The 25,242-nt window shown below is 68.6% G+C and carries 20 protein-coding genes and 1 tRNA gene; 9 read left to right on the forward strand and 12 right to left on the reverse strand.

Translation table 11 applies throughout. The annotated features are described in order from the left end of the window. Nucleotides 1–86 precede the first annotated feature (86 nt). Nucleotides 87–1,598, forward strand: coding sequence for a hypothetical protein (locus KBY96_RS14850; protein WP_254980309.1), 1,512 nt, complete (start codon nucleotides 87–89; stop codon nucleotides 1,596–1,598). Here the strand turns inward: KBY96_RS14850 and rlmN are convergent. The 7 genes from rlmN to rpsT form a co-directional block, all read right to left on the reverse strand. Then, nucleotides 1,564–2,685 carry a 23S rRNA (adenine(2503)-C(2))-methyltransferase RlmN gene (gene rlmN, locus KBY96_RS14855; RefSeq protein WP_254980310.1) on the reverse strand — a complete coding sequence of 374 codons (1,122 nt, stop codon included), beginning with the start codon at nucleotides 2,683–2,685 and terminating at the stop codon, nucleotides 1,564–1,566. The genes KBY96_RS14850 and rlmN overlap by 35 nt on opposite strands. After that, complete coding sequence (locus KBY96_RS14860; RefSeq protein ID WP_254980311.1) at nucleotides 2,682–2,852, reverse strand: high light inducible protein; 171 nt, start codon at nucleotides 2,850–2,852, stop codon at nucleotides 2,682–2,684. Before KBY96_RS14860 ends, rlmN begins: the two co-directional genes overlap by 4 nt. Next, nucleotides 2,845–6,894 (reverse strand): DNA-directed RNA polymerase subunit beta', encoded by a 4,050-nt coding sequence (locus tag KBY96_RS14865; RefSeq protein WP_254980312.1) that lies wholly within the window; start codon nucleotides 6,892–6,894, stop codon nucleotides 2,845–2,847. The genes KBY96_RS14860 and KBY96_RS14865 overlap by 8 nt, the downstream gene beginning before the upstream one ends. Before the next feature lie 49 nt (nucleotides 6,895–6,943). Continuing rightward, the gene (locus tag KBY96_RS14870) at nucleotides 6,944–8,848 is read right to left on the reverse strand and encodes a DNA-directed RNA polymerase subunit gamma (protein ID WP_254980313.1); all 1,905 of its coding nucleotides are present in this window, start codon (nucleotides 8,846–8,848) and stop codon (nucleotides 6,944–6,946) included. Between the two features lie 50 nt (nucleotides 8,849–8,898). Next, nucleotides 8,899–12,189 carry a DNA-directed RNA polymerase subunit beta gene (gene rpoB, locus KBY96_RS14875; RefSeq protein ID WP_254980314.1) on the reverse strand — a complete coding sequence of 1,097 codons (3,291 nt, stop codon included), beginning with the start codon at nucleotides 12,187–12,189 and terminating at the stop codon, nucleotides 8,899–8,901. Between the two features lie 226 nt (nucleotides 12,190–12,415). Next, nucleotides 12,416–13,201 (reverse strand): TatD family hydrolase, encoded by a 786-nt coding sequence (locus KBY96_RS14880; RefSeq protein WP_254980326.1) that lies wholly within the window; start codon nucleotides 13,199–13,201, stop codon nucleotides 12,416–12,418. Between the two features lie 131 nt (nucleotides 13,202–13,332). Then, a complete protein-coding gene (gene rpsT / locus KBY96_RS14885; RefSeq protein ID WP_254980315.1) occupies nucleotides 13,333–13,635 on the reverse strand; it encodes a 30S ribosomal protein S20 in 303 nt (100 codons plus the stop codon). A gap of 189 nt (nucleotides 13,636–13,824) precedes the next feature. Here rpsT and hisD point away from each other — a divergent pair, with 189 nt between their 5' ends. Continuing rightward, complete coding sequence (hisD, locus tag KBY96_RS14890; protein ID WP_396122339.1) at nucleotides 13,825–15,114, forward strand: histidinol dehydrogenase; 1,290 nt, start codon at nucleotides 13,825–13,827, stop codon at nucleotides 15,112–15,114. Here hisD and KBY96_RS14895 read toward each other — a convergent pair whose 3' ends face one another. From KBY96_RS14895 to KBY96_RS14910, 4 genes are read right to left on the reverse strand one after another with little or no spacing between them, the layout of a single operon-like run. Then, a complete protein-coding gene (locus KBY96_RS14895) occupies nucleotides 15,115–15,477 on the reverse strand; it encodes a hypothetical protein (RefSeq protein WP_254980316.1) in 363 nt (120 codons plus the stop codon). Continuing rightward, nucleotides 15,477–16,190: a ribose-5-phosphate isomerase RpiA gene (gene rpiA, locus KBY96_RS14900; protein WP_254980317.1), complete on the reverse strand. Its 714-nt coding sequence runs from the start codon at nucleotides 16,188–16,190 to the stop codon at nucleotides 15,477–15,479. Before rpiA ends, KBY96_RS14895 begins: the two co-directional genes overlap by 1 nt. Before the next feature lie 34 nt (nucleotides 16,191–16,224). After that, the gene (locus KBY96_RS14905; RefSeq protein ID WP_396122338.1) at nucleotides 16,225–17,373 is read right to left on the reverse strand and encodes a trypsin-like peptidase domain-containing protein; all 1,149 of its coding nucleotides are present in this window, start codon (nucleotides 17,371–17,373) and stop codon (nucleotides 16,225–16,227) included. A 31-nt stretch (nucleotides 17,374–17,404) separates the two neighbouring features. Beyond that, nucleotides 17,405–18,187 carry a metallophosphoesterase gene (locus tag KBY96_RS14910; protein ID WP_254980318.1) on the reverse strand — a complete coding sequence of 261 codons (783 nt, stop codon included), beginning with the start codon at nucleotides 18,185–18,187 and terminating at the stop codon, nucleotides 17,405–17,407. Nucleotides 18,188–18,221: 34 nt separating this feature from the next. On the opposite strand from KBY96_RS14910, the gene KBY96_RS14915 reads away from it, so the two are divergent. From KBY96_RS14915 to KBY96_RS14940, 6 genes are all read left to right on the forward strand, one after another. Then, nucleotides 18,222–18,509, forward strand: coding sequence for a hypothetical protein (locus KBY96_RS14915; protein WP_254980319.1), 288 nt, complete (start codon nucleotides 18,222–18,224; stop codon nucleotides 18,507–18,509). Between the two features lie 26 nt (nucleotides 18,510–18,535). Beyond that, on the forward strand, nucleotides 18,536–19,024 hold the full coding sequence (locus KBY96_RS14920; protein ID WP_254980320.1) for a ribosome assembly cofactor RimP: 489 nt from the start codon (nucleotides 18,536–18,538) through the stop codon (nucleotides 19,022–19,024). 39 nt (nucleotides 19,025–19,063) lie between these two features. Then, nucleotides 19,064–20,428, forward strand: a complete 1,365-nt coding sequence (gene nusA, locus KBY96_RS14925; protein ID WP_254980321.1) for a transcription termination factor NusA — start codon at nucleotides 19,064–19,066, stop codon at nucleotides 20,426–20,428. Nucleotides 20,429–20,433: 5 nt separating this feature from the next. Then, nucleotides 20,434–20,697: a YlxR family protein gene (locus tag KBY96_RS14930; RefSeq protein ID WP_254980322.1), complete on the forward strand. Its 264-nt coding sequence runs from the start codon at nucleotides 20,434–20,436 to the stop codon at nucleotides 20,695–20,697. Nucleotides 20,698–20,800: 103 nt separating this feature from the next. Then, nucleotides 20,801–24,034, forward strand: a complete 3,234-nt coding sequence (infB, locus tag KBY96_RS14935) for a translation initiation factor IF-2 (protein ID WP_254980323.1) — start codon at nucleotides 20,801–20,803, stop codon at nucleotides 24,032–24,034. A 32-nt stretch (nucleotides 24,035–24,066) separates the two neighbouring features. Continuing rightward, nucleotides 24,067–24,822, forward strand: coding sequence for a low-complexity tail membrane protein (locus tag KBY96_RS14940; RefSeq protein WP_254980324.1), 756 nt, complete (start codon nucleotides 24,067–24,069; stop codon nucleotides 24,820–24,822). On the opposite strand, the gene KBY96_RS14945 is transcribed toward KBY96_RS14940, so the two are convergent. Beyond that, entirely contained in the window at nucleotides 24,736–24,999 is a 264-nt protein-coding gene (locus KBY96_RS14945) for a DUF3493 domain-containing protein (RefSeq protein WP_254980325.1), read from the reverse strand. The genes KBY96_RS14940 and KBY96_RS14945 overlap by 87 nt on opposite strands. A 41-nt stretch (nucleotides 25,000–25,040) precedes the next feature. On the opposite strand from KBY96_RS14945, the gene KBY96_RS14950 reads away from it, so the two are divergent. Then, a tRNA-Thr gene (locus KBY96_RS14950) sits at nucleotides 25,041–25,112 on the forward strand. Nucleotides 25,113–25,242: the final 130 nt, after the last annotated feature.

Here is a 25,242-nt window from a genome sequence, read left to right on the forward strand (position 1 = left end):
CCGGTGGGCGCAGGCAGTATGGAGGCCACAGCGTGCAAGTCCCACCGCGGCCGTCTCCCCAACTCAGCCACCCGTCTCCTCAGCCGATGCAGAACAGCTTTTTCGCCGACTCCCTCGATCAGGACACGGTGAAGCAGCGGATCCTGGCGTTGGAGCAGGGCCGGGTGGGCTTTTACAGCATCGGCCTCTATCCGGCCTCGATGGCCTACAACAGCGCCATGCACGGCAGCAGCGACCGGCTGCTGCTGGCCACACGGCCGGGGCGGTCGCTCTTCGGCGCCTTCTCCGCCAAAGACCGCGCCGGCATGGATCCAGCCCACGTGGCCACGATGGAGGGCATGGCCTGGCAGCCGGTGGACGGCCGGCCCCAGCCCCACACCCTCACCTCATTGATCGAGCAGTGCGATCTGGTGCTGCTCAGCTCCAACAGCAACCACATCGAGCAGGACCTGCAGGAGGCCTGCGATCTGCGCCGCGAACGGGGCCGCGAGCAGGTGGTGCTGGGCTGCCTGGCGGGCTCCTTCAGCCACGACCCGCTCAGCAACGACTCCTACGTGCTGTGCGAGCGGCAGCCCAACATGGCCTTCTTCTCCGGCTTCCACCGCCACGACGCCCTGCGCGATCCGGTGGACAGCTTCACGGCCAATTTCTGCCACCCCAACGCCATCACCGCCCTGCTGGGGGCCCGGCTGCTGGATCGCATCTCCCCCAACATTCAGGTGTCACCGGGGGTGCACAACGTGGAGGCGCAATACATCAAGGCGGCCAAGAACATCTCCTCGATCTTTGCCGGTTTCGGCCACACCTACCACGCTGAAAACACCGGCATCCTGCCCACCCTGCTCACCCTGCTGCTCGACCAGTGCCTCGACCAGGCCTCCGCGGTGTCGATGCGGCGGCGAGACCGCCAGCGCCTCTACGGCCGCAAGCCCTTTCCGCTCACCGAACTGGGCTACGGGGTGCAGCGCATCGAGGCGGCCCTCAACCGCGGCGGCGACATGGAGAAGGTGCGCGACCACACCTTCACCCAGCTCACCGCCATGGTGGCCGATGTGCGCGGCAGCATGATGCTGCCGATGTATGGCAAGCCCACCCGCAACTTCCAGGCCGGGCGGATCCTGGCCGAAGGCATGCGGCAGCTGGGGCGCTGCCCCCGCGATGTGGAGGAATTCGAGCTCTGGTGCGAGCAGGAGGGCCTGCAGAAAGGCGGCCTGGAGGGTCTCAAGGCCCTGCGCTACTGGCCGCAGATCCTGCGCAACTACGACATCCAGGTGCACGACGCCTCGATGGTGAACCTGCTCTACATGGCGATCTTCGGCAAGCGCGACACCAAGGCGATCGCCTTCCGGGTGATGACCGAGAGCCGCGAACTCTCCAACTACTGCCAGGAGTCGGTGCGCCCCTCCCACAGCCGCCGCTATTCCGAGGCTCTGCAGAACCTCGATCGCCCCGGCGCCCTGGAGCTGGTGGCCAACGCCGTGATCGCCGACAACGCCCGCCGCGCCATCCCCGACGACAGCATCGGCGAAGAGACCGATAGCGGCGAGGAGACCCCCGCCTATCTCAAGGCGATGAATGTGATCGAGAACGTGTGGTGAGCTCCCCCTCCAGCCGCCGGCGCAGCTGGCCGCAGGCGGCGTCGGCATCGAGGCCGCGGCTGGCGCGCACGCTCACGGCGATGTGGCGCTCCTGCAGGGCCCGGCGGAAGGCGGCCACGGCCTCAGGGCTGGGCCGCTGGAACTCCTCCTCGGCGATCGGGTTGTAGGGGATCAGGTTCACGTGGCTCTGGAAGCCGCGGATCAGCCGCGCCAGGGCCTCGGCGTGGTGGGGCTGGTCGTTGAGGCCGCCCAGCAGGACGTATTCAAAACTCAGCCGCCGGCCGGTGATCGCCACGTAGCGGCGGCAGTCGGCCAGCAGGGCCTCGATCGGATAGGCGTGGGCGGTGGGGATCAGCTGCTCCCGCAGGCGCTGATCGGGAGCGTGCAGGCTCACCGCCAGGGTGAACTGGGCGCGGCCCAGGCGCTCCAGGGCCCGCTCGGCCAGGCTGGGCAGGGTTTTCGGCACCCCCACCGTGCTCACGGTGATCTGGCGCTGGGCCATGCCCAGATCGGTGCACAGGCAGTGGATGGCGTGGAGCACCGCCTCGCTGTTCAGGAGTGGCTCACCCATGCCCATGAACACCACGTGGCTGGGCCGTTCGCCCATCACCTCGCGCACGCTCAGCACCTGGTCGACGATCTCGTGCACCGCCAGGGACCGCTGCAGGCCGCCCTTGCCGGTGGCGCAGAAGCGGCACGCCATCGCGCAGCCCACCTGGCTGCTCACACACACCGTGAGCCGGCCCTCGGCCGGAATCCCCACGGTTTCGATGCTGAGGCCATCGGCAGTGCCCAGCAGCAGCTTGGTGGTGCCGTCGCGGGCCACACTGCGATGCAGTTCCCGCGACCGTCCCAGCCAGTCGGCCGCCCCCTGCGGGGGATGCTCGGCCAGCTGCTGGCGCCAGGCCTTGGGCAGCACCGTGATCTGATCGAGGCTGCGGGCCCCCTTGGCGTACAGCCACTCGTGCAGCTGGCGCCCCCGGAAGGCCGATTGGCCCTGCTGCTCGGCCCACTGTTCCAGCTCGGGCCGGCCCAGCCCCAGCAGGGGGCGGCTCGGTGCGAGGGGGGCCGCGCCGGGAGTGGTCACCAGATCAGGATGCCGTGGCCGAGCTTCCACTCCACCGCCACCAGGGCGATGAAGCCGAGCATGGCCAGGCGTCCGTTGAGGCGCTCGGTGTGGCTGTGGAAGCCGTAGCGGGGCAGGCGGCGCTGGGGGATGGGGGTTCCCAGGGCAGTGAGGGCAGGCTCAGTCATCGGTGAGCAGGCCCTCTTCCTGCAGACCCTCGAGGGCGGCGGGATCGGCCACCAGTTCCTCCTCCAGCCCTTCCTCCGCCGTGGGGCGGGTGAAGGCGGCGACGTTGCTGACGCTGGCCTCGATGCCGTGACGGCTGCGGGTTGCCTCCAGATCCTCGTCGGAGGGATCGTCGAGCACCGCGGTGGAGGCCGCCGGGGCGGGCATCTCCACGGTGTAGTCGGGCCGCAGGTTCTGCATGCGCCGATAGCCCATGGCCTCCTCCTCGAGGATGTCGGGATGGGGGCCGGCCTCGGCCCGCAGCTCCTCCTCGAAGCCGCTGAAGCCGGTGCCGGCCGGAATCAGGCGACCGATGATCACGTTCTCCTTGAGGCCCCGCAGCCAGTCGCTCTTGCCCTCGATGGCGGCTTCGGTGAGCACGCGGGTGGTCTCCTGGAAGGAGGCGGCGGAGATGAAGCTGTCGGTGTTCAGCGACGCCTTGGTGATGCCCAGCAGCACCGGCGTGAACTCCGCCGGGGCACCGCCGGTGATCGCCATGGCGCTGTTCACCTGCTCCACCTGACGCAGCTCGATCAGCTCGCCCGGCAGCAGGGTGGTGTCGCCGGCGTCCTCCACCCGCACCTTGCTGGTCATCTGGCGCACGATCACCTCGATGTGCTTGTCGTCAATCGCCACGCCCTGGCTCTTGTAGACGTTCTGTACCTCCGTGACCATGCGGAACTGGAGCCTGGAGATGGCCCCGTGGGCCGCCTCCAGGGTGGGTTTGCGGCTGCGCAGATCGTCGAAGTAGCACTCCAGCAGCTCATGGGGGTTGATCGGCCCGTCGGTGAGCAGATCCCCGGCCTTCACCTGCTGGCCATCGCTCACCATCACGGTGCGGCCCAGCAGGATCGGATACTCGCCGATGGCGTCGTCCGCCTCGATCACGGTCACGGTGATGGAGTCGTCGTCGTCGCCCTGCTTGATCTCCACGGTGCCGCTGCGGCGGCAGAGCACGGACGATTCGCGGGGCCGGCGGGCCTCCAGCAGTTCCTCGATGCGGGGCAGGCCCTGCACGATGTCGCCGGTTTTCTGGCGCTCGAACACCAGCAGCGCCAGCACGTCACCGCGCTGCACAAGCTCGCCGTCACGCACGTGCAGCACCGAGTCGGGAGACACCATGTAGGGCCGGCCCAGGCGGATCGTGAGCACGTTGCCCTCGATCGCCTCCACCTGGCCGCAGCAGGGGGCTGGCACGCCCTCCGCCAGCAGGTCCCCATCCACCAGCCGCTGGTTCTCACTCACCAGCGGCTGGGCCGAACCCAGGTCGATGCGCCGGGTGTCCTCCTCGCGCTCCACGATCAATCGGCGGATGGGCTCGGCATCGTCCACCTCGGGCACCTGCACGAGGCCGTCTTCCTTGCAGAGGATCTGGGTGGTGGCCACCACGTCACCGCGCTTGACGGTGTCGCCGTCGGCCACCTGCAGGTCGGTGTGGGTGGAACCGTGGCTGGCATCGGAGAGGGTGTCGCGGCGCACCAGCAGCGACTCCAGGATGGTCAGCTGCAGGCGCTCGATCGTCTTGGCGCGGCGGTCGGGCACGGTCTCCACATCCACCGTCATCTGGGGGGTGGTGTCGAAGGTTTCCAGGCTCAGCTGGGTGCGCAGCAGCTCCACACCTTCCACGCTCTTGATCAGCTCACCATCCTTGAAGGCCAGCCGCTGGGTGGCCTTCAGCCCCAGGGAGGGGCCGCCGGACTGCTTCACCGAGGTGAGCTCGGGCAGGTGGGCCTGATCGGGAATCGTGTACTCCTCAACCGGACGCAGCAGCAGGGCGGCGCCCTCGGCGGTGTCCACCGCCTCCACGAAGGCCATGGCCTCGGCGCTGAGGCCCTTGGCGATCTCCTCACCCGCATTCACCAGCTTGCCCTCGCCGTAGTTGGCCAGGGTCTTGCTGTCGCCCACCAGGTGCAGGGTGCCTGAGCGCACGATGATCTCGCGCAGAATGTCGTTCTTCTGGGTCACCGTGACGATGCCGGCGGTCTGGCTGAAGATGTCCTTCACCACCTCGGTGCCGGCCTCGATCCACTGGCCGTCCTCAATCATCAACAGGGAGATGTCCTTGTTGATCTCGTGGGTTTCCTGCGGGATCCACAGCAGGGTGCCGCCCTTGTTCACCTCGTAGCCGTTCTTGGCGCTGCGGGCCCGCTTGATGGACAGCCCCGGAGCAAACTTCACGATGCCGCCGGTCTGGGTCCGGAAGCGATCATCCGTCAGCTCAGCGATCACCTCGCCATTGCCGATCTTGCTGCCGGGGATGCTGCTGAGGCGGTAGCGGGTGCCGTTCTTGCCCTCCAGGTGCCAGCTCTCGCCGGTGTGGCTGGACTGGCCGATGAGCTTGAACTCCTTGAGGGTGATGCTGGCCGTGACGATCTGCACCTCGCGGGAGTCGCCGGCGCTCTCGCGCAGGCGCACGGCACCGCCGTATTCGCTCACCAGGCGGCTTTCCGCCAGCACATCACCGGGTTTCACCGGCTTGTTGCCCTCCACCACCGGCAGGGCATTGGGGGGCAGGTTGTAGACATCGCCGGAGAACACCCACAGCCGGCCGAGGCGGGTGGCCTTGTGGGTGATGTTGCCCTGGCGGTCGGTGACCTCCTTGGGCTGAATGGCGCTCTCGTAGCGCACCTGGCCGGCCAGGTCGCAGATCACGTCCTTGGTGGCTTTCTCCACGCTCTTCTTGACCGTGGCACCCATGGAGATCTGGGCCAGGATCGTGTCTCCGGGCACGCTGTCGCCATCGGACACGGACAGGATCGAGCCGGCGGTGATGTCGAGTTTCTGGATCTTGCCCTTGCCGCTGGGCTTCACGGCGAGGGTGAAGTCGGTTTCGGCGATCTGGGCGTCGACGCCGTGGGTGGTGCGGAAGGCACGCACCCGGGCCTTGGGGCCGAACTCCACCGTGCCGTCGACATGGGAGCGCACCACGCCGGTTTCGGCGGTGGACACACCGCCGGTGTGGAAGGTGCGCATGGTGAGCTGGGTGCCCGGCTCACCGATCGACTGGGCGGCGACGATGCCCACGGCCTCACCCAGGTCCACCAGCTCGTTGTGAGCCAGGGCCCAGCCGTAGCACTTGCGGCACACGGATCGGGAGGCCTCGCAGGTGAGCGGCGAGCGCACCGTCACCGTTTTCACACCGGCTGCTTCGATGCACCGGCTCACCTCGGGGTCGATCTCGCCGTTGCGATCCACGATCACGGCGCCGGCGCCATCGAGCACCGGCTCGGCCGCCAGTCGGCCGATCAGCTTGCTGCCGAAGCGGCCGCGATCATCGGCGTTGATCGGGATGCTGCGGGTGGTGCCGCAGTCATCCTCGCGCACGATCACGTCCTGAGCCACGTCCACCAGGCGGCGGGTGAGGTAGCCGGAGTCGGCCGTGCGCAGGGCGGTGTCCACCAGACCCTTGCGGGCGCCGTAGGAGGAGATCACGTATTCCGTGACGGTGAGCCCCTCGCGGAAGTTGGTGCGGATCGGCAGGTCGATGATCTCGCCCTGGGGGTTGGCCATCAGGCCCCGCATGCCCACCAGCTGGCGCACCTGGGACATGTTGCCCCGGGCGCCGGAGTTGGCCATCATCCACACCGAATTGAGTGGATCGTTGTCGTTGAAGTTGCGGCGCACGGCCGTGACGAGACGCTCGTTGGTTTCCGTCCAGGTATCGATCACCTTGGTGTGGCGCTCCACCTCGGTGATCTCCCCGAGTCGGTAGCGCTCCTCGGTGGCCGTGATCTGCTCCTCGGCCTCCTCCAGCAGCGCGGCCTTGTCTCCGGGGATGCGCAGATCGTCCACGGAGATCGACACCGCGGCCTGGGTGGCGTAGTGGAAGCCCAGGTCCTTGAGCTCATCGGCCATCGAGGCCGTGGCGGCGGTGCCGTGGTGCTTGTAGGCCCAGGCCACCAGGTTGCGCAGGGCCTTCTTGTCGATGATCCGATTGCGGAACGGGGGCGCCTGGCGGGAGAGGGCCGCAGTGGCGGCGACGGGGTTGGTGGGGGTGGCGGTCATGGCTGCGCGCAGGAAAAATCGAGGTGGTGGAACGGAGACTTGGGCCGGATCAGGTGGCAGCCACGGCGTCGATGATCGTGTGGTTGATCACCACGCGGCCCACGGTGGTGAGCAGATAACGGCTGATCAGGGCGCCGTCCTCATCGAAGCGATCACGCCGGTAGAGCCACTGCTCGATACGGGTGCCGTCGCTGAGGGTGTCCTGCTTCTGGGGCTCCTGCTCTTCCTCGTCGCACTCCACCGCACCGGGGAAGCGCACCCAGATCCAGTCGTGCAGGCAGAGGTGCTTGTCCTCGAAAGCGGAGATCACATCCTCGAGGCCGGCGAAGGTGCGGGAACGGTCGCCGAACTCGGGCTTGCCCTTACCGGGCTGTTCGGCCGTGAGGTAGTAGGCGCCGAGCACCATGTCCTGGGACGGGGTGATGATCGGTTCGCCGGTGGCCGGCGAGAGGATGTTGTTGCTGGCCAGCATGAGCATGCGGGCCTCGGTCTGGGCCTCGAGCGCCAGCGGCACGTGCACGGCCATCTGGTCGCCGTCGAAGTCGGCGTTGAAGGCCGGGCACACCAGCGGGTGCAGCTGGATGGCGCGGCCATCCACCAGCTTGGGTTCGAAGGCCTGGATGCCGAGGCGGTGCAGGGTGGGAGCCCGGTTGAGCAGGATCGGGTGACCCTCGATCACCTCCTGCAGCACCTGCATCACCTCATCGTCGGCGCGCTGGATGAGCTTCTTGGCAGCCTTGATGTTGTTGACGATGTTCTGGCGGATCAGGCGATGGATCACGAACGGCTGGAACAGCTCGATCGCCATCTCCTTGGGCAGTCCGCACTGGTGCATCTTCAGGTTGGGGCCCACCACGATCACCGAACGACCGGAGTAGTCGACCCGCTTGCCGAGCAGGTTCTGGCGGAAGCGGCCCTGCTTGCCTTCGATGATGTCGCTGAGCGACTTGAGGGCGCGGTTGTTGGCACCCACCACGGTGCGGCCGCGACGACCGTTGTCGATCAGGGCATCAACGGCCTCCTGCAGCATGCGCTTCTCGTTGCGCACGATGATCTCGGGGGCCAGGATCTCCTGCAGCCGCGCCAGGCGGTTGTTGCGGTTGATCACCCGGCGGTAGAGATCGTTGAGATCGCTGGTGGCGAAGCGGCCACCATCGAGCTGCACCATCGGGCGCAGATCGGGAGGAATCACGGGGATCACATCGAGCACCATCCACTCGGGCCGGGCGGAGGTGGCGATGAAGTTGTCGATCACGCGCAGGCGCTTGATCAGCTTGGCCCGCTTCTGGCCCTTGCTGGCGGCGATCTCCTCCCGCAGCTGCTCGGCGGTTTCATTGAGGTCGAGATCCTCCAGCAGTTGCTTGAGGGCCTCGGCGCCGATGCCCACCATGGGCTCATTCTCAATGTCGGAATCCTCGGCGTAGATCTCATCCTCGATCTCCAGCCACTCGTCTTCGGTGAGCAACTGCTTGTAGGTGAGCGACTTGTGATCGCCCGGCTCGAGCACCACGTAGCAGTTGAAGTAGACAATCTGCTCCACATCGCGCAGGGGCATGTCGAGCAGGATCGCCACATAGCTGGGGATCCCCTTGAGATACCACACATGGCTCACCGGAGCCGCCAGCTTGATGAAGCCCATGCGGTGGCGGCGCACGCGGCTCTCGGTGACCTCCACGCCGCAGCGCTCGCAGACAATGCCGCGGTGGCGCACCCGCTTGTACTTGCCGCAATGGCACTCCCAGTCCTTGGCGGGACCGAAGATCCGCTCGCAGAACAGGCCGTCCATCTCCGGCTTGAGGGTGCGGTAGTTGATGGTTTCCGGCTTGGTCACCTCACCCACCACCTGACCGTTGGGCAGGGTGCGCTGCCCCCACTCCATGATCCGCTCAGGGGAGGCGAGCGTGATCTTCACATAGTCGAAGTGGTTTTCGGTGCGGAGATTGCTGTTGGACATGGGGACAGGGCGCGCGGAGAGCAGAGAAGACAGAGAAAACGCAGCGGAAATCAGTCGTCGTCGTAGTCCGCGACGCCGAGAGACTCATAGGTGGGCCGGTTGGGGGTGCTGCGGCGGGGGTTGACGTCCTGCATCAGGTCGACCTCTTCGCCCTCATCGGTGTAGACGGCGATGTCCAGACCGAGGGACTGCAGCTCGCGCATCAGCACCTTGAACGACTCGGGGGTGCCGGGCCTGGGGATCGGCTTGCCCTTGACGATGGCGTTGAGGGCCTCGTTGCGGCCCTGCATGTCGTCGGACTTGACGGTGAGCAGTTCCTGCAGGGTGTAGGCGGCGCCATAGGCCTCGAGGGCCCACACCTCCATCTCGCCCAGGCGCTGACCGCCCTGCTGGGCCTTGCCGCCCAGGGGCTGCTGGGTCACCAGCGAGTAGGGGCCGGTGGAGCGGGCGTGGATCTTGTCATCCACCAGGTGCACGAGCTTGAGGATGTGGGCATAACCCACGGTCACCGGCTGGTCGAACGGTTCGCCGGTACGGCCGTCGGTGAGCTGGATCTTGCCGGGATTCTCCGGGTCGTAGACCCACTCCTTGCCGGGCTGGGCGGCCGCCTCCTCGAGGAAGGTCTGCACCGTCTGCTTCGACTTCTCGGCCCCGTGCATCTCATCGAAGGGCACCACCTTGACACGACAGTGGAGGTGGGAGCTGGCCCAGCCCATCAGGCACTCGAACACCTGGCCCACGTTCATGCGGCTCGGCACCCCCAGGGGGTTGAGCACGATGTCGATGGGGGTGCCATCGGGCAGGTAGGGCATGTCCTCCCTGGGAAGGATGCGGCTGATGATGCCCTTGTTGCCGTGGCGGCCGGCCATCTTGTCACCCACCTGGATCTTCAGGCGCTTCGCCACATAGACGCGCACCACCATGTTGGCGCCCGGCGGCAGCTCATCACCCTGTTCGCGGGTGTAGATGCGCACATCCACCACCCGGCCACGCTCGGTGCCGGGCACGCGCAGGGAGTTGTCGCGCACATCGCGGGCCTTCTCACCGAAGATCGCGCGCAGCAGCTTCTCCTCCGGTGGCTGATCGGATTCGCCCTTGGGCGTCACCTTGCCCACCAGGATGTCGCCGCTCTCCACGAAGGCGCCAATGCGGATGATGCCCATCTCGTCAAGATTGCCGAGACTCTCCTCAGCAACATTGGGAATCTCGCGGGTGATTTCTTCCGGTCCGAGCTTGGTCTGGCGGGCCTCGATCTCATACTTCTCGATGTGCACCGAGGTGTAGAGATCGTCGGTCACGAGACGTTCACTGAGAAGGATCGCATCCTCGTAGTTGTAGCCCTCCCAGGGCATGTAGGCGATCAGCACGTTCTGGCCAAGGGCGATCTCGCCGCCTTCGCAGGCCGAACCATCGGCCAGCACCTGGCCGGAGATCACCTGGTCGCCCTGCTTCACGATCGGCCGCTGGTTGAGGCAGGTGTCCTGGTTGGAGCGCTGATACTTCTGCAGGTAGTGGGTGTGATCAACACCATCCTCATCGCGGATCACGATCGCCGTGGCGTCCACGAATGTCACCGTGCCCGCGACCCGGGTCACGGGCACCATGCCGGAGTCGCGGGCCACCTGGGTTTCCAGGCCCGTGCCCACCAGGGGACGCTCTGGGCGCAGCAACGGCACCGCCTGACGCTGCATGTTCGAGCCCATCAAGGCACGGTTGGCGTCGTCGTGCTCGAGGAAGGGGATCAGGGAGGTGGCCACCGAGATCACCTGCACCGGCGAGAGCTGGACATAGTCCACCTGTTCCGGAGGCACCTTCTCAAAGTCCTGGCGGTAGCGCACTGGCACCAGCTCGGAGGTGATGCGCCCTTCGGCATCGGTGGGCACGTCGCCGGGGGCGACGCGGCACTCATCCTCGAGGTCGGCCGAGAGGTAGATGGGATCGCCCTGCTTGAGGACGATGCCGTTCTCCACCTTCCAGAACGGGGTTTCGATGAACCCGTATTCGTTCACCCGGGCGTGGGTGGCCAGCGAACCGATCAGACCGGCATTCGGACCCTCGGGGGTTTCGATCGGGCAGATGCGGCCGTAGTGGGAGGGGTGGATATCGCGCACGGCGAAGCCGGCCCGCTCGCGGGTGAGACCGCCGGGGCCGAGGGCGCTGATGCGGCGCTTGTGGGTGAGCTCGGCCAGGGGGTTGGTCTGGTCCATGAACTGGCTGAGCTGGCTGGAGCCGAAGAACTCCTTGATCGCCGCCACCAGGGGCTTGGGGTTCACCAGCTGGGCCGGGGTGAGCGACTCGGTTTCGCCCACGGTCATGCGCTCCTTGATGATGCGCTCGAGCCGGTTGAGGCCCACCCTCACCTGGTTCTGCAGCAGTTCGCCCACCGAGCGCACGCGGCGGTTGCCGAGGTGGTCGATGTCATCGAGGCTGGCGCCGCCGACATCGAGTTCCAGGTTGATCAGATAGTCGATCGTGCTGAGCACGTCCTCGGGGGTGAGGGTGCGCAGCGCATCGGGGATCGTGAGCCGCAGCTTCTTGTTGATCTTGTAACGCCCCACCCGGCCCAGGTCGTAGCGCTTGGGGTCGAAGAAGCGGCTGTTGAGCAGGCTCTGGCCGCCACTCACCGACGGCGGCTCGCCGGGACGCAGCTTCTTGTAGAGCTCCAGCAGCGCCTGGTCTTCCGAGGAGATGCCCTCGTCGTTCGCCGACTCGATCGACTTTTGGTAATACTCAGGATGGCGCAGCTTGTCGAGCACGTCGTTGTCCGACAGACCGATCGCACGCATCAGCACGTGGGCGTTGATCTTGCGGGTCTTGTCGACCCGCACATGCAGCAGATCGTTCTTGTCGGTTTCAAACTTCAGCCAGGCGCCGCGGTTGGGGATCAGACTGGCGTTGAAGGTCTTGCGACCGTTTTTGTCCTGCTCATCCTTGAAATAAACACCGGGAGAGCGCACGATCTGGTTCACGATCACGCGCTCGGCGCCATTGATGATGAAGGTGCCGCGCTCGGTCATCAGGGGCAGTTCGCCGATGAACACCTCCTGCTCCTTGATCTCTCCGGTTTCCTTGTTAATCAGCCGGCAGGTGACATACATCTGCGAGGCGAAGGTGGCGTCGCGGCGCTTGGCCTCTTCCACATCGTGGCGGGGCCGCTTGAGCCGGTACTCACTGCCGATGAAATGCAGCTCGAGCTTGCCCGTGTAGTCGGTGATCGGCGAAAAACTCTCCAGCTCCTCGATCAGGCCCTTCTCCAGGAACCACTTGAAGCTCGCCCGCTGCACCTCCACCAGATCGGGCAGGTAAGTGACGGTCTTGGCGACCTGGATCGCGCTGCTCATGCGGTGAACCTGCAGGAACGGGTGAAAAAAGTGGTCTGTCGGCCTGACAGCGTTGAAGCGCGGGCGTACCCGGAGATCATCCGGGCATCAGCAAAGACGGCACTCCACACAAACAGCCGCCCCCCGCAAAGGGAACGGCTGCCCGGGGGGCTGCTTTCAGGAAACGCGCTTCAGGGCTGCAGACTTCGACAACAAGGAGCGGATTCGCGTCCAGACCAATGAATCATCATACATTGTCAAAGTGCAGCCCGAAGAGCCTGGCTGCATTGGCGCTGCTGGTGCGGGCCACCACCGCCAGCGGTTCGCCGCGCAGCTCGGCCACCCGAGCCGCCACGGCGGCCACGTAGGCCGGCTCGTTGCGCTTGCCGCGGCGGGGCACCGGAGCCAGAAAGGGGCAATCGGTTTCCACCAGATAGCGGTGGGCAGGCACCTGGCGGGCACAGGCGTGGGTGGCCTCGGCCTTGGCAAACGTGACGACGCCGCTGAAGCTGATGTACAACCCCAGCTCCAGAAAGCCGCCCATCTCCTCGGGGGTGCCCCCCCAGCAGTGCATCACCCCGCGGGGACAGCGGCCGGCCTCGGCCCGCTGGCGCAACTCCGCCAGCATCGGCTGCGCCGCGTCGCGGCAGTGGATGATCACCGGCAGATCCAGCTCAACGGCCAGATCCAGCTGGGGGCGGAGCGCCGCCAGCTGCTGCTCCAGATTCGTCTGGCGAAACAGGTCGAGGCCCAGCTCGCCGATGGCCACCACCCGGGAATCGGCCCGGGCCGCGTCCCGCAAATCCTGCTGGGTCTCCGCGGCCCAGTGCTGGGTGTCGAGCGGATGGACCCCCACCGAGTAACGCAGTTCCGGGAAGCGATCGGCCAGGGCGCGGATGGCCGGGATCTCCGCAGGCTGCACACAGGCATGCACCAGGGCCTTCACGCCCGCCTGGCGCCAGCGCGCAGCCACCGCCTCGAGGTCGTCGTTGAAGTCGCGAAAAACGATGTGGCAGTGGGAGTCGACCAGCATCGCCTCTTCAGGAGGCGCAGCCAAGACATCGGCAACAGCCGTGGCATCGGCAACAGCCGTGACAACAGCGGATGCGGGCGGGGTCATGGCGCGGGCCGGAGCCGGAATCGCCCCCATGCTGGCGGGGCCGATCAGGCTTCTGCGGTGGGATCCAGGGCGCCTTTGGCGGCGGCGCTCAGCCGCGACTTCTGGTGGGCGCCGGTGTTGCGATGCAGCGCCCCCACCTTGACGGCCTTGTCGATCTTGCTGAAGGCGGCATTCAGGCTCTGCTGCACGGCCTCGCGGCTGGCCTCGCCACTCTCGCCGCTGTAGGCGCTGCAGGCCGTGAAGCAGCGCTTCATCAGCGTGCGCAGGGCCGACTTGTAGGAGCGGTTGCGCAGTCGGTTGCGCTCGGCGATCTCGATCCGCTTCTTCGACGACGTGTTATTAGCCACAGGCTGAGAAAAGCTGTTTTCGGCGATCGACCACCTTACCTCCAGGCCCGCCGGGGCACGGTTCAGCTCCGATCGCCAGCGCCCTAATTTGAGTGGCCAAGCCTCCGGGTGCACGCCGTGCTTGCCTCCCCCGCCCCCCTCCCGGGCACAGCCCCCCTCTCGGGCGCAGCCCCCGCGGATGGGGTCACCATCATCTGTATCCACCAGCGCGATGGTGCCGCCGAACGGCTCACGGCCATCTCCGATCGCACCGGCGGCGCCCAGATGACCGAGGCGGCCCGCAGCGTCGAGGCGATCCTCGAGCAGGTGCGCCAGCAGGGCGACCGGGCCCTGCTGGAGCTCAGTGAGCGCTTCGATGGCGTGCGCCCGGAGCCCCTGCGCATCCCGCCGGAGCAGCTGGCGGCCGCCTGGCAGGCCTGCGACCCAACCCTGCGCCGGGCCCTGGAGCTCGCCCATGAGCGCATCCTGGCCTTCCACCAGCGCCAGATGCCGGCCGACCTCGAGCTGCAGGGGCCCCACGGCGAGCGGCTGGGCCGGCGCTGGCGGGCGGTGGAGCGCGCCGGCCTCTACGTGCCCGGCGGCCGGGCCGCCTACCCCAGCACCGTGCTGATGAACGCGGTGCCCGCCCGGGTGGCGGGGGTGGAGCGGCTGGTGATGGTGACCCCGCCGGGACCCCACGGTGATCCCAACCCCACCGTGCTGGCCGCAGCGCACCTGGCCGGCGTGGAGGAGATCTACCGGGTGGGCGGAGCCCAGGCGGTGGCAGCCCTGGCCTACGGCACCGAGAGCATTCCGCGGGTGGACGTGATCAGCGGCCCTGGCAATCTCTACGTGACCCTGGCCAAAAAGGCCGTCTACGGGCAGGTGGCGATTGACTCGCTGGCAGGCCCCAGCGAGGTTCTGGTGATCGCCGACCACTGCGCCCGGGTGGATCAGGTGGCCGCCGACCTGCTGGCCCAGGCCGAGCACGATCCCCTGGCGGCCGCCATCCTGCTCACCACCAGCGAGGAGCTTGCCGCCAGCCTGCCGGCGGCCCTGGAGGACCAGCTCGCAGGCCATCCCCGGGCCGCGATCACCCGTGCGGCGATCCGCGACTGGGGCCTGGTGGTGGTGTGCGACGACCTGGAGAGCGCCGCCGCCCTCAGCGATCGCTTCGCGCCCGAGCACCTCGAGCTGCTGGTGGAGGACCCCGAACCACTGGCGGAGCGCATCCGCCATGCGGGAGCCATCTTCCTCGGCCCCTGGAGTCCTGAGGCGGTGGGCGATTACCTGGCCGGCCCCAACCACACCCTGCCCACCAGCGGCACGGCCCGCTTCGCCGGGGCCCTGAGCGTGGAAACCTTCCTGCGCCACACCTCCATGATCCGGTTCAACCGCCAGGCCCTCGAGGCCACCGGAGCGGCAGTGGTGACCCTGGCCGAGAGCGAGGGCCTGCACAGCCACGCCGAGTCGGTGCGGCGGCGGCTGCAGCAGGGCTGATCAGCCTGCTGCCGGGTCGGGTTCGCAGCTGAACGCCTCGACCGTGCCCAGACCCTGGCGCAGGCGGAAGCTCGGATGGTCGGGATCCTCCAGGCTCCACCACCACTTGCCGTCGGTGTAGCTGGGAGCACCGGCGTTGTTGGTGCGGGGCAGCTGCAACGCCAGGTTGCGCCAGCGCAGCACCACGAAGGCGCCGGGCACGGTGCCGGCCACCACGTTGGGGATGCCGACGGCATCCACCGGCCCCTGATCGCTGCGGGCCAGCAGCTGATCGCCATCACAGCGGTAGGTCCGCTCGGCACTCGCCGGACCCGGCGCCAGGGTGAGCAGCAGGGCCAGCAGCGGCGCCAGCAGGGCCGTCATCAGCGTTTCGGCAGATCGCGCACGCCGGCAACACCGTCGACGATCTCGCCCACCAGCACCTGATCGGCGAGGTTCACGAACAGGCCGTTCTCGAGCACGCCCGGCAGGTTGTTGATCGCCGGCTCCAACCCCTGGGGATCGGGGATGCCGCCGGTGAAGCGGGCATCGAGCACCAGATTGCCCTGGTCGGTCACCACCGGGCCGGCCTTGCGGGTGGCCATGCGCAGCTCGGCGGCGGCGCCCATGGCGGCCAGCTGGGCCTGCACCTGGCGCCAGGCGCCGGGCAGCACCTCCACGGGCAGCAGGAAGCCCAGATTGAGGGTGTCCACGAGCTTGGTGGCATCCACCACCACCACAAAGCGATCAGCCCGGCAGGCCACGAGCTTCTCCTGCACATGGCAGGCGCCGCCGCCCTTGATCAGCTGGAAGGAGGGATCCACCTCGTCGGCACCGTCGATGGCCAGATCGATGCGGTCCACGGCGTTGAGGCTGCGCAGGGGGATGGCCAGCTCAGCCGCCAGCACCTCCCCCTGAAACGATGTGGTCACGCCGGTGATGTCGCTGAGCTCGCCGCTGCGCAGCTTGGCCCCCAGGGCCTGAATCATCAGGGCGGCGGTGGATCCCGAGCCCAGGCCCACCACCATGCCGCTGCGAATCTGCTCGGTGGCGGCGGCCGCCACCGCCTGCTTCATCTGATCCTGCAGGTTTGCCATCGATTCGGACCATGGTCCGCGACGGTAGCAATGCTCATCCCACTTGAGGCAAGGCAGCGGGGCGGATCGTGAGCCGCAGTTCCCGCTGGCCCCGCAGCACCGTGATCGCCAGGGGCTGGCCCACCTCCGAGCGATCCACCCGCTGCAGCAGCGCCGCCGGATCGCGGATCGTTTGATCGGCCACGCTCACCACCAGATCGCCGCGGCGCAGGCCGGCGGTTTCCGCCGGGCTGTTCTCCAGCACCCGCTGCACCAGGGCGCCATCGCGCTCGGGAAGCTGCAGCAGGGCTGCCGGATCGCGGTTGTTCTCGCGGGCACGACGGGCGGTGAGCGGCACCAGCTGCAGGCCCAGATAGGGGTGCACCACCTGACCGCCGCTGGCCAGCTGGTCGGCCACCCGACGCGCCAGGTTGATCGGGATGGCAAAGCCCAGCCCGGCGCCCGGACCGGAGCGCACCAGGGTGTTGATGCCGATCACGCGCCCGGCGGCGTCGATCAGCGGCCCACCGGAATTGCCGGGGTTGATGGCCGCATCGGTCTGGATCAGATCGAGGCGCTTGTCGGAGAACCCGAGGCTGTTGATGTCGCGATGCATGCTGCTCACAATCCCCAGCGTCACCGTGCGCTCAAGGCCATAGGGACTGCCCAGGGCGATGGCCCAGTCGCCCACCTCGAGGGCTTCGGAATCGCCCAGCGCCGCGGCCTGCAGATCCCGCACACCCCGCACCCGCACCACCGCCAGGTCGGTCACCGGATCGGCGCCCACCACCTCGCCGTCCAGCTGACGACCATCGGCGAGGGTCACCTCCACGCTGTCCACCTGGTCCACCACGTGGGCATTGGTGAGCACCAGGCCGGCGCCGGCGTCGATCACCACGCCCGAGCCCTGGCCGCGCTCGCGGCGGCTGCCGGAGGGATCGCCGAACAGGTCGCGCAGGAGCGGATCCAGCAGGACCGGATCGAAGGGCTGGCGGGCAACGCTGCGCTCGATGTCGATGCGCACCACCGCCGGGGCCACGGCGCGGGCGGCAGCGGCCACGAAGCTGTGGGGAGCGGCGCTGTCGCCCTCGGCGTGGGCGGCGACCTCGGCGGGGCTGACGGCCAGGGCGGGCGGCGACACCAGCAGCAGCAGGCCGGCCAGCACCAGGGCCAGGGCCAGGAGCCGGGCCGGAAACAACGTCACGGTGGAAGCAGGCGCGCGGTGGGGAATGACGCTAGGCAGGCGTCGGGGCTGGCGCCGGCCAGCGCAGCAGCTCCTGGCGCAGCCCGCCTGCCGCTCCCAGCTCCAGCCAGCGGCCTCCGGGATCATCGGCACGCCCCAGGGGGCAGGGCTGCACCGGGCCAAACCCGCAGAGCGTGGAGGGACACCCCAGCAGCGCCACCTCCGGCCGCCCCGGCAGCTCGCCCTGCCAGTGCTGATGCACATGGCCGAACACCACCCCCACCAGGGATGGGATCGGGCGCAGCAGGGCCAGCAGCTCGGCTCCGTCCTCCAGAGCGATGGCATCCATGGTGGGATCGCCGATCGGCACCGGCGGGTGATGCACCGCCACCAGCAGGGGCCGCGGCGCATCGGCTGCCCAGCGCTGCAGAGCGGCGGCCAGCCAGTGCAGCTGGCGCTGTCCCAGAGCTCCGCCAACGCGGCCGGCCTGGTGGCTGTCGAGCAGCGCCAGCCGGCATCCCCCCAGCTCCAGCAGGGCCGGGGACAGCACCGCCCGGCGGCCCAGCGCGGCCCGCAGCAGCTGGGGATGGTCGTGGTTGCCGCTCAGCAGCGCCACCGGGGTGGGCCAACGCTCCAGGAGCTGGCGCAGGCGCGCGTAGCCGCCCCAGCTTTCGTCCTGGCAGAGATCGCCACTGATCAGCAGGAGATCGGTGGGCGGATCGAGCGCCGCCCCCTGGCGCAGGGCCTCCGCCAGATGCCGGGACGGCCGCCGGCCGCGGTAGCAGGCTTCGGGGTGGGCGAGCAGGTGGGGGTCGCTGATCTGCAGCAGGCGCATCCGTTTAAGTTGCTTCCCTGCTTTCCTGCGCACCATGGCAGCAATTCCTCCCGGCAGCCGTCAGCGCTGCAGCGTTTGTCAGGTGGAGATCCAGGGCATGGTCGGCGGCAACGACCTCGTGCACTTCAGCCAGGGGGCCCCGGGAACCCGGGCCAAGCTCTGGGCACGGGTGTGCCAGTTCCTGCGCAGCGACGACAAGCGGGCCCAGTGCCTCAACCAGGACGTGAGCCAGCGCGGCACCGTGGTGCAGAGCGACTACTACGACGAGGCGCCGGTGATCAACCTGGGCGGCGCCACGGGGCCGGCGGGATCCGATTCGTAGGTTGGGGTGAGCGCCCGCACTCCGCCGTGCCCCATCCGCTGATCCCCGAGCTCGAACAGCTCGCCCGGAACGCTTTGGGCGAGGTGGGTTTCGAGCTGCGCGCCGTGCAGCTCGAAACCCACCGCATCCCCTTGACCCTCCAGGTGCTGGTGCAGCGCAGTGATGGCAACGACATCAGCCTGGATGACTGCGCCAGCCTCAGCGCTCCTCTGGGCGAGGCCTTCGAGGCAGCGGGGCTGCTGGGGGAGGCGGCCTATGTTCTGGAGGTCAGCAGCCCCGGTCTGAGCGAGGAACTGCGCGACGACCGCGACTTCCGCAGTTTCCGCGGATTTCCGGTGGCCGTGCGCTACCGCGATGGCCGGGGGTGCGAGGCGCAGGGCGACGGGCTGCTGCTCGAACGCACAGCCAGCGAACTGCGGATCAACATCCGCGGCCGCACCAAGCGGATCCCCCGCGAGGACGTCATCACCGTGCGCCTGGTGGGTGCCGGCGATGTCGGCGGCAACGACAACTGAATCCACCCCACAACCGAATCACCTCAAAACTGAAGACCCATGGCTCTGGTTCTGCTCCCCGGCCTGAACAACCTCGTTGACGACATCAGCGAGGAAAAGAAACTGGCTCCCGCCGTGGTGGAGGCGGCCCTGCGCGAGGCGCTGCTGAAGGGCTACGAGCGCTACCGCCGCACCCTCTACCTCGGCATCAGCGAGGACCCCTTCGAGGAGGAGTACTTCTCCAACTTCGACGTGCAGCTCGACCTCGAGGAGGAGGGCTACCGCGTGCTGGCCTCCAAGATCATCGTGGAGGAGGTGGAGAGCGACGATCACCAGATCGCCATCGACGAGGTGCGCCAGGTGGCCGAGGACGCCCAGATCGGCGACACGGTGGTGCTCGATGTCACCCCCGAGAAGGATGACTTCGGCCGCATGGCCGCCGCCACCACCAAACAGGTGCTGGCCCAGAAGCTGCGTGACCAGCAGCGCCGCATGATCCAGGAGGAGTTCGCCGACCTGGAGGATCCGGTACTCACCGCCCGGGTGATCCGCTTCGAGCGCCAGAGCGTGATCATGGCGGTGAGCAGCGGCCTGGGCCGACCGGAGGTGGAGGCTGAGCTTCCCCGCCGCGACCAGCTGCCCAACGACAACTACCGCGCCAACGCCACCTTCAAGGTGTTCCTCAAGGAGGTGAGCGAGGTGCCCCGGCGCGGACCGCAGCTGTTCGTGAGCCGGGCCAACGCTGGACTGGTGGTGTATCTGTTCGAGAACGAGGTGCCCGAGATCCAGGAGGGATCGGTGCGGATCGTGGCCGTGGCCCGGGAGGCCAATCCCCCCAGCCGTTCGGTGGGACCCCGCACCAAGGTGGCCGTGGATTCGGTGGAACGGGAGGTGGATCCGGTTGGAGCCTGCATCGGCGCCCGCGGCTCCCGCATCCAGCAGGTGGTGAACGAGCTGCGGGGCGAGAAGATCGATGTGATCCGCTGGTCGCCCGACCCCGGCCAGTACCTCGCCAATTCACTCAGCCCGGCCCGGGTGGAGATGGTGCGGCTGGTGGATCCCGACGGCCACCACGCCCACGTGCTGGTGCCCCCCGACCAACTCAGCCTGGCGATCGGCCGGGAGGGGCAGAACGTACGTCTGGCGGCCCGTCTGACGGGCTGGAAGATCGACATCAAGAACGCCAGCGAGTACGACCAGGCATCCGAGGATGCGGTGGTGGCCGAGCTGGTCGCCCACCGCGAGGAGGAGGAGCGCCTCCATGCCGAGGCCGAAGCCCGGCTGGAGGTGGAACAGGCCGCCCGCGCCGAGGAGGATGCCCGTCTGCGGGAGCTCTATCCCCTGCCGGAGGACGAGCAGGAGGAGTCGGACGAGGCGGAGGAGATGGACAGCGAAGATGCGCCCGGCGCGCTGCAGGAGAGCTGAGGTCTGTGACGGAACGGCCGGTGATGCGCCGCTGCGTGGCCTGCCGGCAGCTGCTCGATCGCAGCCAGCTGTGGCGGGTCATCCGCCTGGCCGGCGGCGGCCTGGGGCTTGACCGGGGCATGGGCCGCTCGGCCTATCTCTGCCCCAACCCGGCCTGCCTGGAGGAGGCCCGTCGCCGGCGGCGCCTGCAGCGAGCCCTGCGCTGCCCGGTGGATGACACCCTGCTGGATCAACTGGAACAGCGATTGCTGGCGGGGGAAAGGCGCTGATCACCCCCACTGAGGCAAGATGGCAGTTGGCCGCTGTGCGCTGGCGGCCGGTGTCCCCTGCAGCGGCTTCGCCGGCCAGGGGACCTGTCCATTGGAGATCTGAATGACCAGCAGCGGCAAAGTGCGGATTTACGAGCTGTCACGGGACTTGGGCCTGGAGAACAAGGACGTGCTCGATGCCGCCGAGAAGCTCGGGCTGGCCGTGAAAAGCCACAGCAGCTCCATCAGCGACGGCGAAGCGTCCCGGATCCGCCAGCTGCTGGAGAAGGGCAGCAACGGCTCCGGCGGCAAGCCGGCCAGTCCTCCCGCGACCAAGGCGATCCTCACCGTGAAGAAAGCGGCAGCCGCTGCTCCTCCAGCGCCGGCGAAGCCCGCCGCTGCCCCCGCGCCCGCCAGGCCGAGCGCGCCCCTGCGCCCCGCCGCCCCGGGGCAACCGGCGGCCAAGCCCGCCCCAGCCCAGCCCCCAACCGCCAAACCCCCGGCCGTGAAGGCTCCGGCCGCGCCGGCCGCTCCCGCCAGGCCCGCGTCCCCGGCTCCCGCCCGCACAGCCAGCGCGCCGCCGGCCCGACCTGCGCCAGCCCCTGCCGCCAAGCCCGCGGGCACGCCGCCGGTGGTGATCGCCTCCAAGCCAGCGCGGCCGGCACCGCCCAGCAGCAGCCGCAGGCCTGAGATACCGGCCCGCCCCGGCGCCCCGACACGACCGCAGATCGTCGGCAAGCCGGTCGCCGGCCCTGGCGGCCCTAGCCCCAGCCCCAGCCCCAGCCGTCCGCCAGCTCCGGTGAACCGCTCCCCGGTGAGCCCCCGGCCGATGGCGCCCAAGCGCTCCGGGGGCCCCGCCCCCACCAGGCCCAGCCAGTCGGGCCGGCCAGGCCCCAGCCGGCTGGAACTGGTGGGCAAGCCGATCCGCCGCGACAGCAGCAGCCCTCCCGCCGGCGCCCCTCCCGCAGGGGGGCCTCCCGCCGGCGCCCCCCCTGCCGGTGGTCCCGGTCGCGCCGCACCCCCCACCCGGCCCGGCATGCCCGCCGGCATGCGCAAGCCCATGGCGCCGGGGGAGCTGATGCAGCTCCAGAACCCCTCGGGCCGCACCCCGGCACCACCGCCGCGGCGCTCCGGGGAGCGGGGCGAAACGGCCGCCGGCGCACCTTCCAGTCCGGATCTGGCGCGGCCCACCGCCACGCCGCCCTCGGCTCCGCGTCGGCCCGGTTTCCGGGCCCCCGTCGGTCCCACCGGTCGGCCCCGCAGGCCCGACTGGGATGACAGCGCCAAGCTGGAGGCCCTGCGCAGCCGCTCGCCCCAGCGGCTGCGGCCCAAGGTTCACATCATCGGCGAGAACGATGATGCCCTCACGGCCGAAACCGGTGGCTACGCCGGCGAGCAGGAGGCGGTGGTGCTGCAGGCCAGCCTGGCCCGCCCCGCCAAGCCCCGCGGCGCTGCCAGCCGGACGCCCAGACCCACCGTGGCCGTGCGCAAGCGCCGCAAGGAAACCACCCGCCAGCGCCAGCGCCGCCGGGCGATGGAACTGCGGGCCGCCCGCGAGGCCAAGCAGCAACGGCCGGAAATGCTGGTGGTGCCCGAGGGCAACCTCACGGTGCAGGAACTGGCCGAGAAGCTGGGATTGGAGAGCTCCGAGATCATCAAGAGCCTCTTTTTCAAAGGCATCATCGCCACGGTCACCCAGAGCCTCGACCTCTCCACGATCGAGACCGTGTCCCAGGAGTTCGGCGTGCCGGTGCTCCAGGACGACGTGGAGGAGGCTGCCGCCAAGACGGTGGAGATGATCGAGGAGAGCGACCTCAAGCACCTGATCCGCAGGCCTCCGGTGGTCACCGTGATGGGCCATGTGGACCACGGCAAGACCAGCCTGCTCGACTCCATCCGCAAGACCCGGGTGGCCGCCGGAGAAGCCGGCGGCATCACCCAGCACATCGGCGCTTATCAGGTGGAGATCGATCAAGGCGGCGAGCTGCGGCGGCTCACCTTCCTCGACACTCCAGGCCACGAGGCGTTCACAGCCATGCGCGCCCGCGGCACCAAGGTCACAGACATCGCCGTGCTGGTGGTGGCCGCCGATGACGGCGTGCGTCCCCAGACCCTGGAGGCGATCAGCCACGCCCGGGCCGCCAAGGTGCCGATCGTGGTGGCGATCAACAAGATCGACAAGGAGGGGGCCTCTGCCGAGCGGGTGAAGCAGGAACTCTCTGGCCAGGACCTGGTGGCCGAGGACTGGGGTGGCAACACGGTGATGGTGCCGGTGAGTGCCATCAAGGACGAGGGCATCGACAAGCTGCTGGAGATGCTGCTGCTGGTGTCCGAGGTGGAAGACCTCCAGGCCAACCCCGACCGGATGGCCCGCGGCACCGTGATCGAGGCCCACCTGGACAAAGCCAAGGGCCCCGTGGCCACGCTGCTGATCCAGAACGGCACCCTGCGCAGCGGCGATGTGCTGGCGGCAGGCCCGGTGCTGGGCAAGGTGCGCGCCATGGTCGACGACACCGGCAAACGGGTGAAGACGGCCGGGCCCTCCTCGGCCGTGGAGGCCCTCGGCTTCAGCGAGGTGCCCACCGCCGGCGACGAGTTCGAGGTGTACACCGATGAGAAGGCTGCCCGCGCGGTGGTGGGCGACCGGGCCAGTGAGGCCCGGGCCACCCGCCTGGCCCAGCAGATGGCGTCACGACGGGTGTCGTTGGCCTCGATGTCGGGTCAGGCCAGCGAAGGCGACCTGAAGGAGCTCAACCTGATCCTCAAGGCGGATGTGCAGGGCTCGGTGGAGGCCATTCTCGGCTCGCTCGAGCAGCTGCCCCAGGGTGAGGTGCAGGTGCGGGTGCTGCTCTCGGCACCGGGCGAGATCACCGAAACCGACGTGGACCTGGCAGCCGCCTCCGGCGCCGTGATCGTGGGCTTCAACACCTCGATGGCGTCCGGCGCCAAGCGCGCCGCCGATGCCACCGGTGTGGATGTGCGCGACTACGACGTGATCTACAAACTGCTGGAGGACATCCAGCTGGCCATGGAGGGACTTCTGGAGCCCGAGCTGGTGGAGGAGCCCCTGGGCGAGGCCGAGGTCCGGGCCGTGTTCACGATCGGCAAGAGCGCCGTCGCCGGCTGCTATGTCACCACCGGCAAGCTGCAGCGCAACGCCAAACTGCGGGTGTGGCGCGGCAAGGAGAAGGTGTACGAGGGCGACCTCGACTCCCTGCGTCGCAACAAGGACGACGTCAAGGAGGTGGCCACCGGCTTCGAGTGCGGTGTCTCCTGTGACCGCTTCAGCGGCTGGCAGGAGGGCGATCGCATCGAGGCCTTCAAGCTGGTGACCCAGCGCCGGACGCTCAGCACCTGATCCCCCCGGCACCCCTCAGGAGGCCCCTGGCCGTGAATCCGCGCAGCGAGCCCCTCCTTTGGCTACAGCTGATCGCCGTCGGGGCCATCCCCCTGGAGCTGCTGCTGCTGGTGCTGCTGCTGGCCGGGGCCGACCCCGGGCCCTTGCCGGCCCTGGAGCGTCTGTTGGTTTGGGGGCTGGGAGCCCTGGCTCCGGCCCTGCTGCTCTGGCAGAGGCCCGCCGACTGCTGCTCGCTGCTGCTGATTCAGGTTCCCCTGGGAGCCCGCAGTACCGCCCAGCGCCGCCTGGTGGCGGCCCAGGAGGCGCTGCCTGCGAGGCTGCTGCTGGTGGCCGGTGCCGCGGTCCTGCTGCCGCTGCTGTGGACCCTCGACAGCCGCGCCGCCCTGGCCGGGCCCTTCTCGCCCCTCGACGACGGCAATCGCCTGGTGAGTCTGCTGCTGGCCACCCTGCTGCTGGCGCTGCTGGTGTGGCAGTGGCAGCAGCTGGTGCAGAGCCTCTGGCTGCTCTCGCGCCCTCCGGGCACCCTGGCAGCAGTGGCACCGCTGCCGGCCGAGCGCCTGGCCAGGGAGCGGCTGAGCCTTGGGCTCCCCCTGCTGATCCTCAGCCCGCTGACGCTGGGTCACCCCGGCCGAAATCCACCTCCTGACTCCCCCAGCAGCGCCGCAACGCCGCCTGAAGCAACCACCGGATCCACAGACCGTTCAACTGGTGGGGAGGCGGTTGCGATCGAACCAGAGCAGAGCACCACAGACGAGCAGGGCGGTGACCTGGATCAGCAGGTCAGCTGACGGCACCTCACCGCCACCGGCGGATCGCATAGCCATCGTGGCCAGTCCAAGGGCTGCGGAGGCGGTGAGGGCTAGCCACAGGGCCCGCCGCAGACCACGCCAGGGTGTGCGCGCCTCCTGCAGCAGCCGGGCCCGCAGAGCAGGGTCGATCTGGGATGGTTCAGAGCCCTTGGCCATGGTCGGAAGTGACTCCGTTCAAGTGGTAGTTTCGTGGTGGCGCCGGTGTAGCTCAGTGGTAGAGCAACTGATTCGTAATCAGTAGGTCGTCGGTTCAAGTCCGACCATCGGCTTTAGCAAGGACCCATTGCGGCGAGCGTAGGGGAGCCGCCCGCAGCGCAGAGAGCGCCGCTTTGTGCCTCAGCTGTTGCATGAAAAAACCCCCTCCCGATCGGGAGGGGGTACTGGAGATTCCGTCTGGTT

The sequence above is a fragment of the Cyanobium sp. ATX 6A2 genome (assembly GCF_024346355.1).
Lineage (GTDB): Bacteria > Cyanobacteriota > Cyanobacteriia > PCC-6307 > Cyanobiaceae > NIES-981.

What these genes read in the sequence shown, in the direction of transcription:
- rpiA (WP_254980317.1), bottom strand. Translation starts at nt 16,190, where the DNA reads ATGGCAAACCTGCAGGATCAGATGAAGCAGGCGGTGGCGGCCGCCGCC.
- KBY96_RS14880 (WP_254980326.1), bottom strand. Translation starts at nt 13,201, where the DNA reads ATGCTGGTCGACTCCCACTGCCACATCGTTTTTCGCGACTTCAACGAC.
- infB (WP_254980323.1), top strand. Translation starts at nt 20,801, where the DNA reads ATGACCAGCAGCGGCAAAGTGCGGATTTACGAGCTGTCACGGGACTTG.
- KBY96_RS14860 (WP_254980311.1), bottom strand. Translation starts at nt 2,852, where the DNA reads ATGACTGAGCCTGCCCTCACTGCCCTGGGAACCCCCATCCCCCAGCGC.
- KBY96_RS14895 (WP_254980316.1), bottom strand. Translation starts at nt 15,477, where the DNA reads ATGACGGCCCTGCTGGCGCCGCTGCTGGCCCTGCTGCTCACCCTGGCG.
- KBY96_RS14910 (WP_254980318.1), bottom strand. Translation starts at nt 18,187, where the DNA reads ATGCGCCTGCTGCAGATCAGCGACCCCCACCTGCTCGCCCACCCCGAA.
- nusA (WP_254980321.1), top strand. Translation starts at nt 19,064, where the DNA reads ATGGCTCTGGTTCTGCTCCCCGGCCTGAACAACCTCGTTGACGACATC.
- rpoB (WP_254980314.1), bottom strand. Translation starts at nt 12,189, where the DNA reads ATGAGCAGCGCGATCCAGGTCGCCAAGACCGTCACTTACCTGCCCGAT.
- KBY96_RS14915 (WP_254980319.1), top strand. Translation starts at nt 18,222, where the DNA reads ATGGCAGCAATTCCTCCCGGCAGCCGTCAGCGCTGCAGCGTTTGTCAG.
- KBY96_RS14865 (WP_254980312.1), bottom strand. Translation starts at nt 6,894, where the DNA reads ATGACCGCCACCCCCACCAACCCCGTCGCCGCCACTGCGGCCCTCTCC.
- KBY96_RS14945 (WP_254980325.1), bottom strand. Translation starts at nt 24,999, where the DNA reads ATGGCCAAGGGCTCTGAACCATCCCAGATCGACCCTGCTCTGCGGGCC.
- KBY96_RS14850 (WP_254980309.1), top strand. Translation starts at nt 87, where the DNA reads ATGCAGAACAGCTTTTTCGCCGACTCCCTCGATCAGGACACGGTGAAG.
- KBY96_RS14870 (WP_254980313.1), bottom strand. Translation starts at nt 8,848, where the DNA reads ATGTCCAACAGCAATCTCCGCACCGAAAACCACTTCGACTATGTGAAG.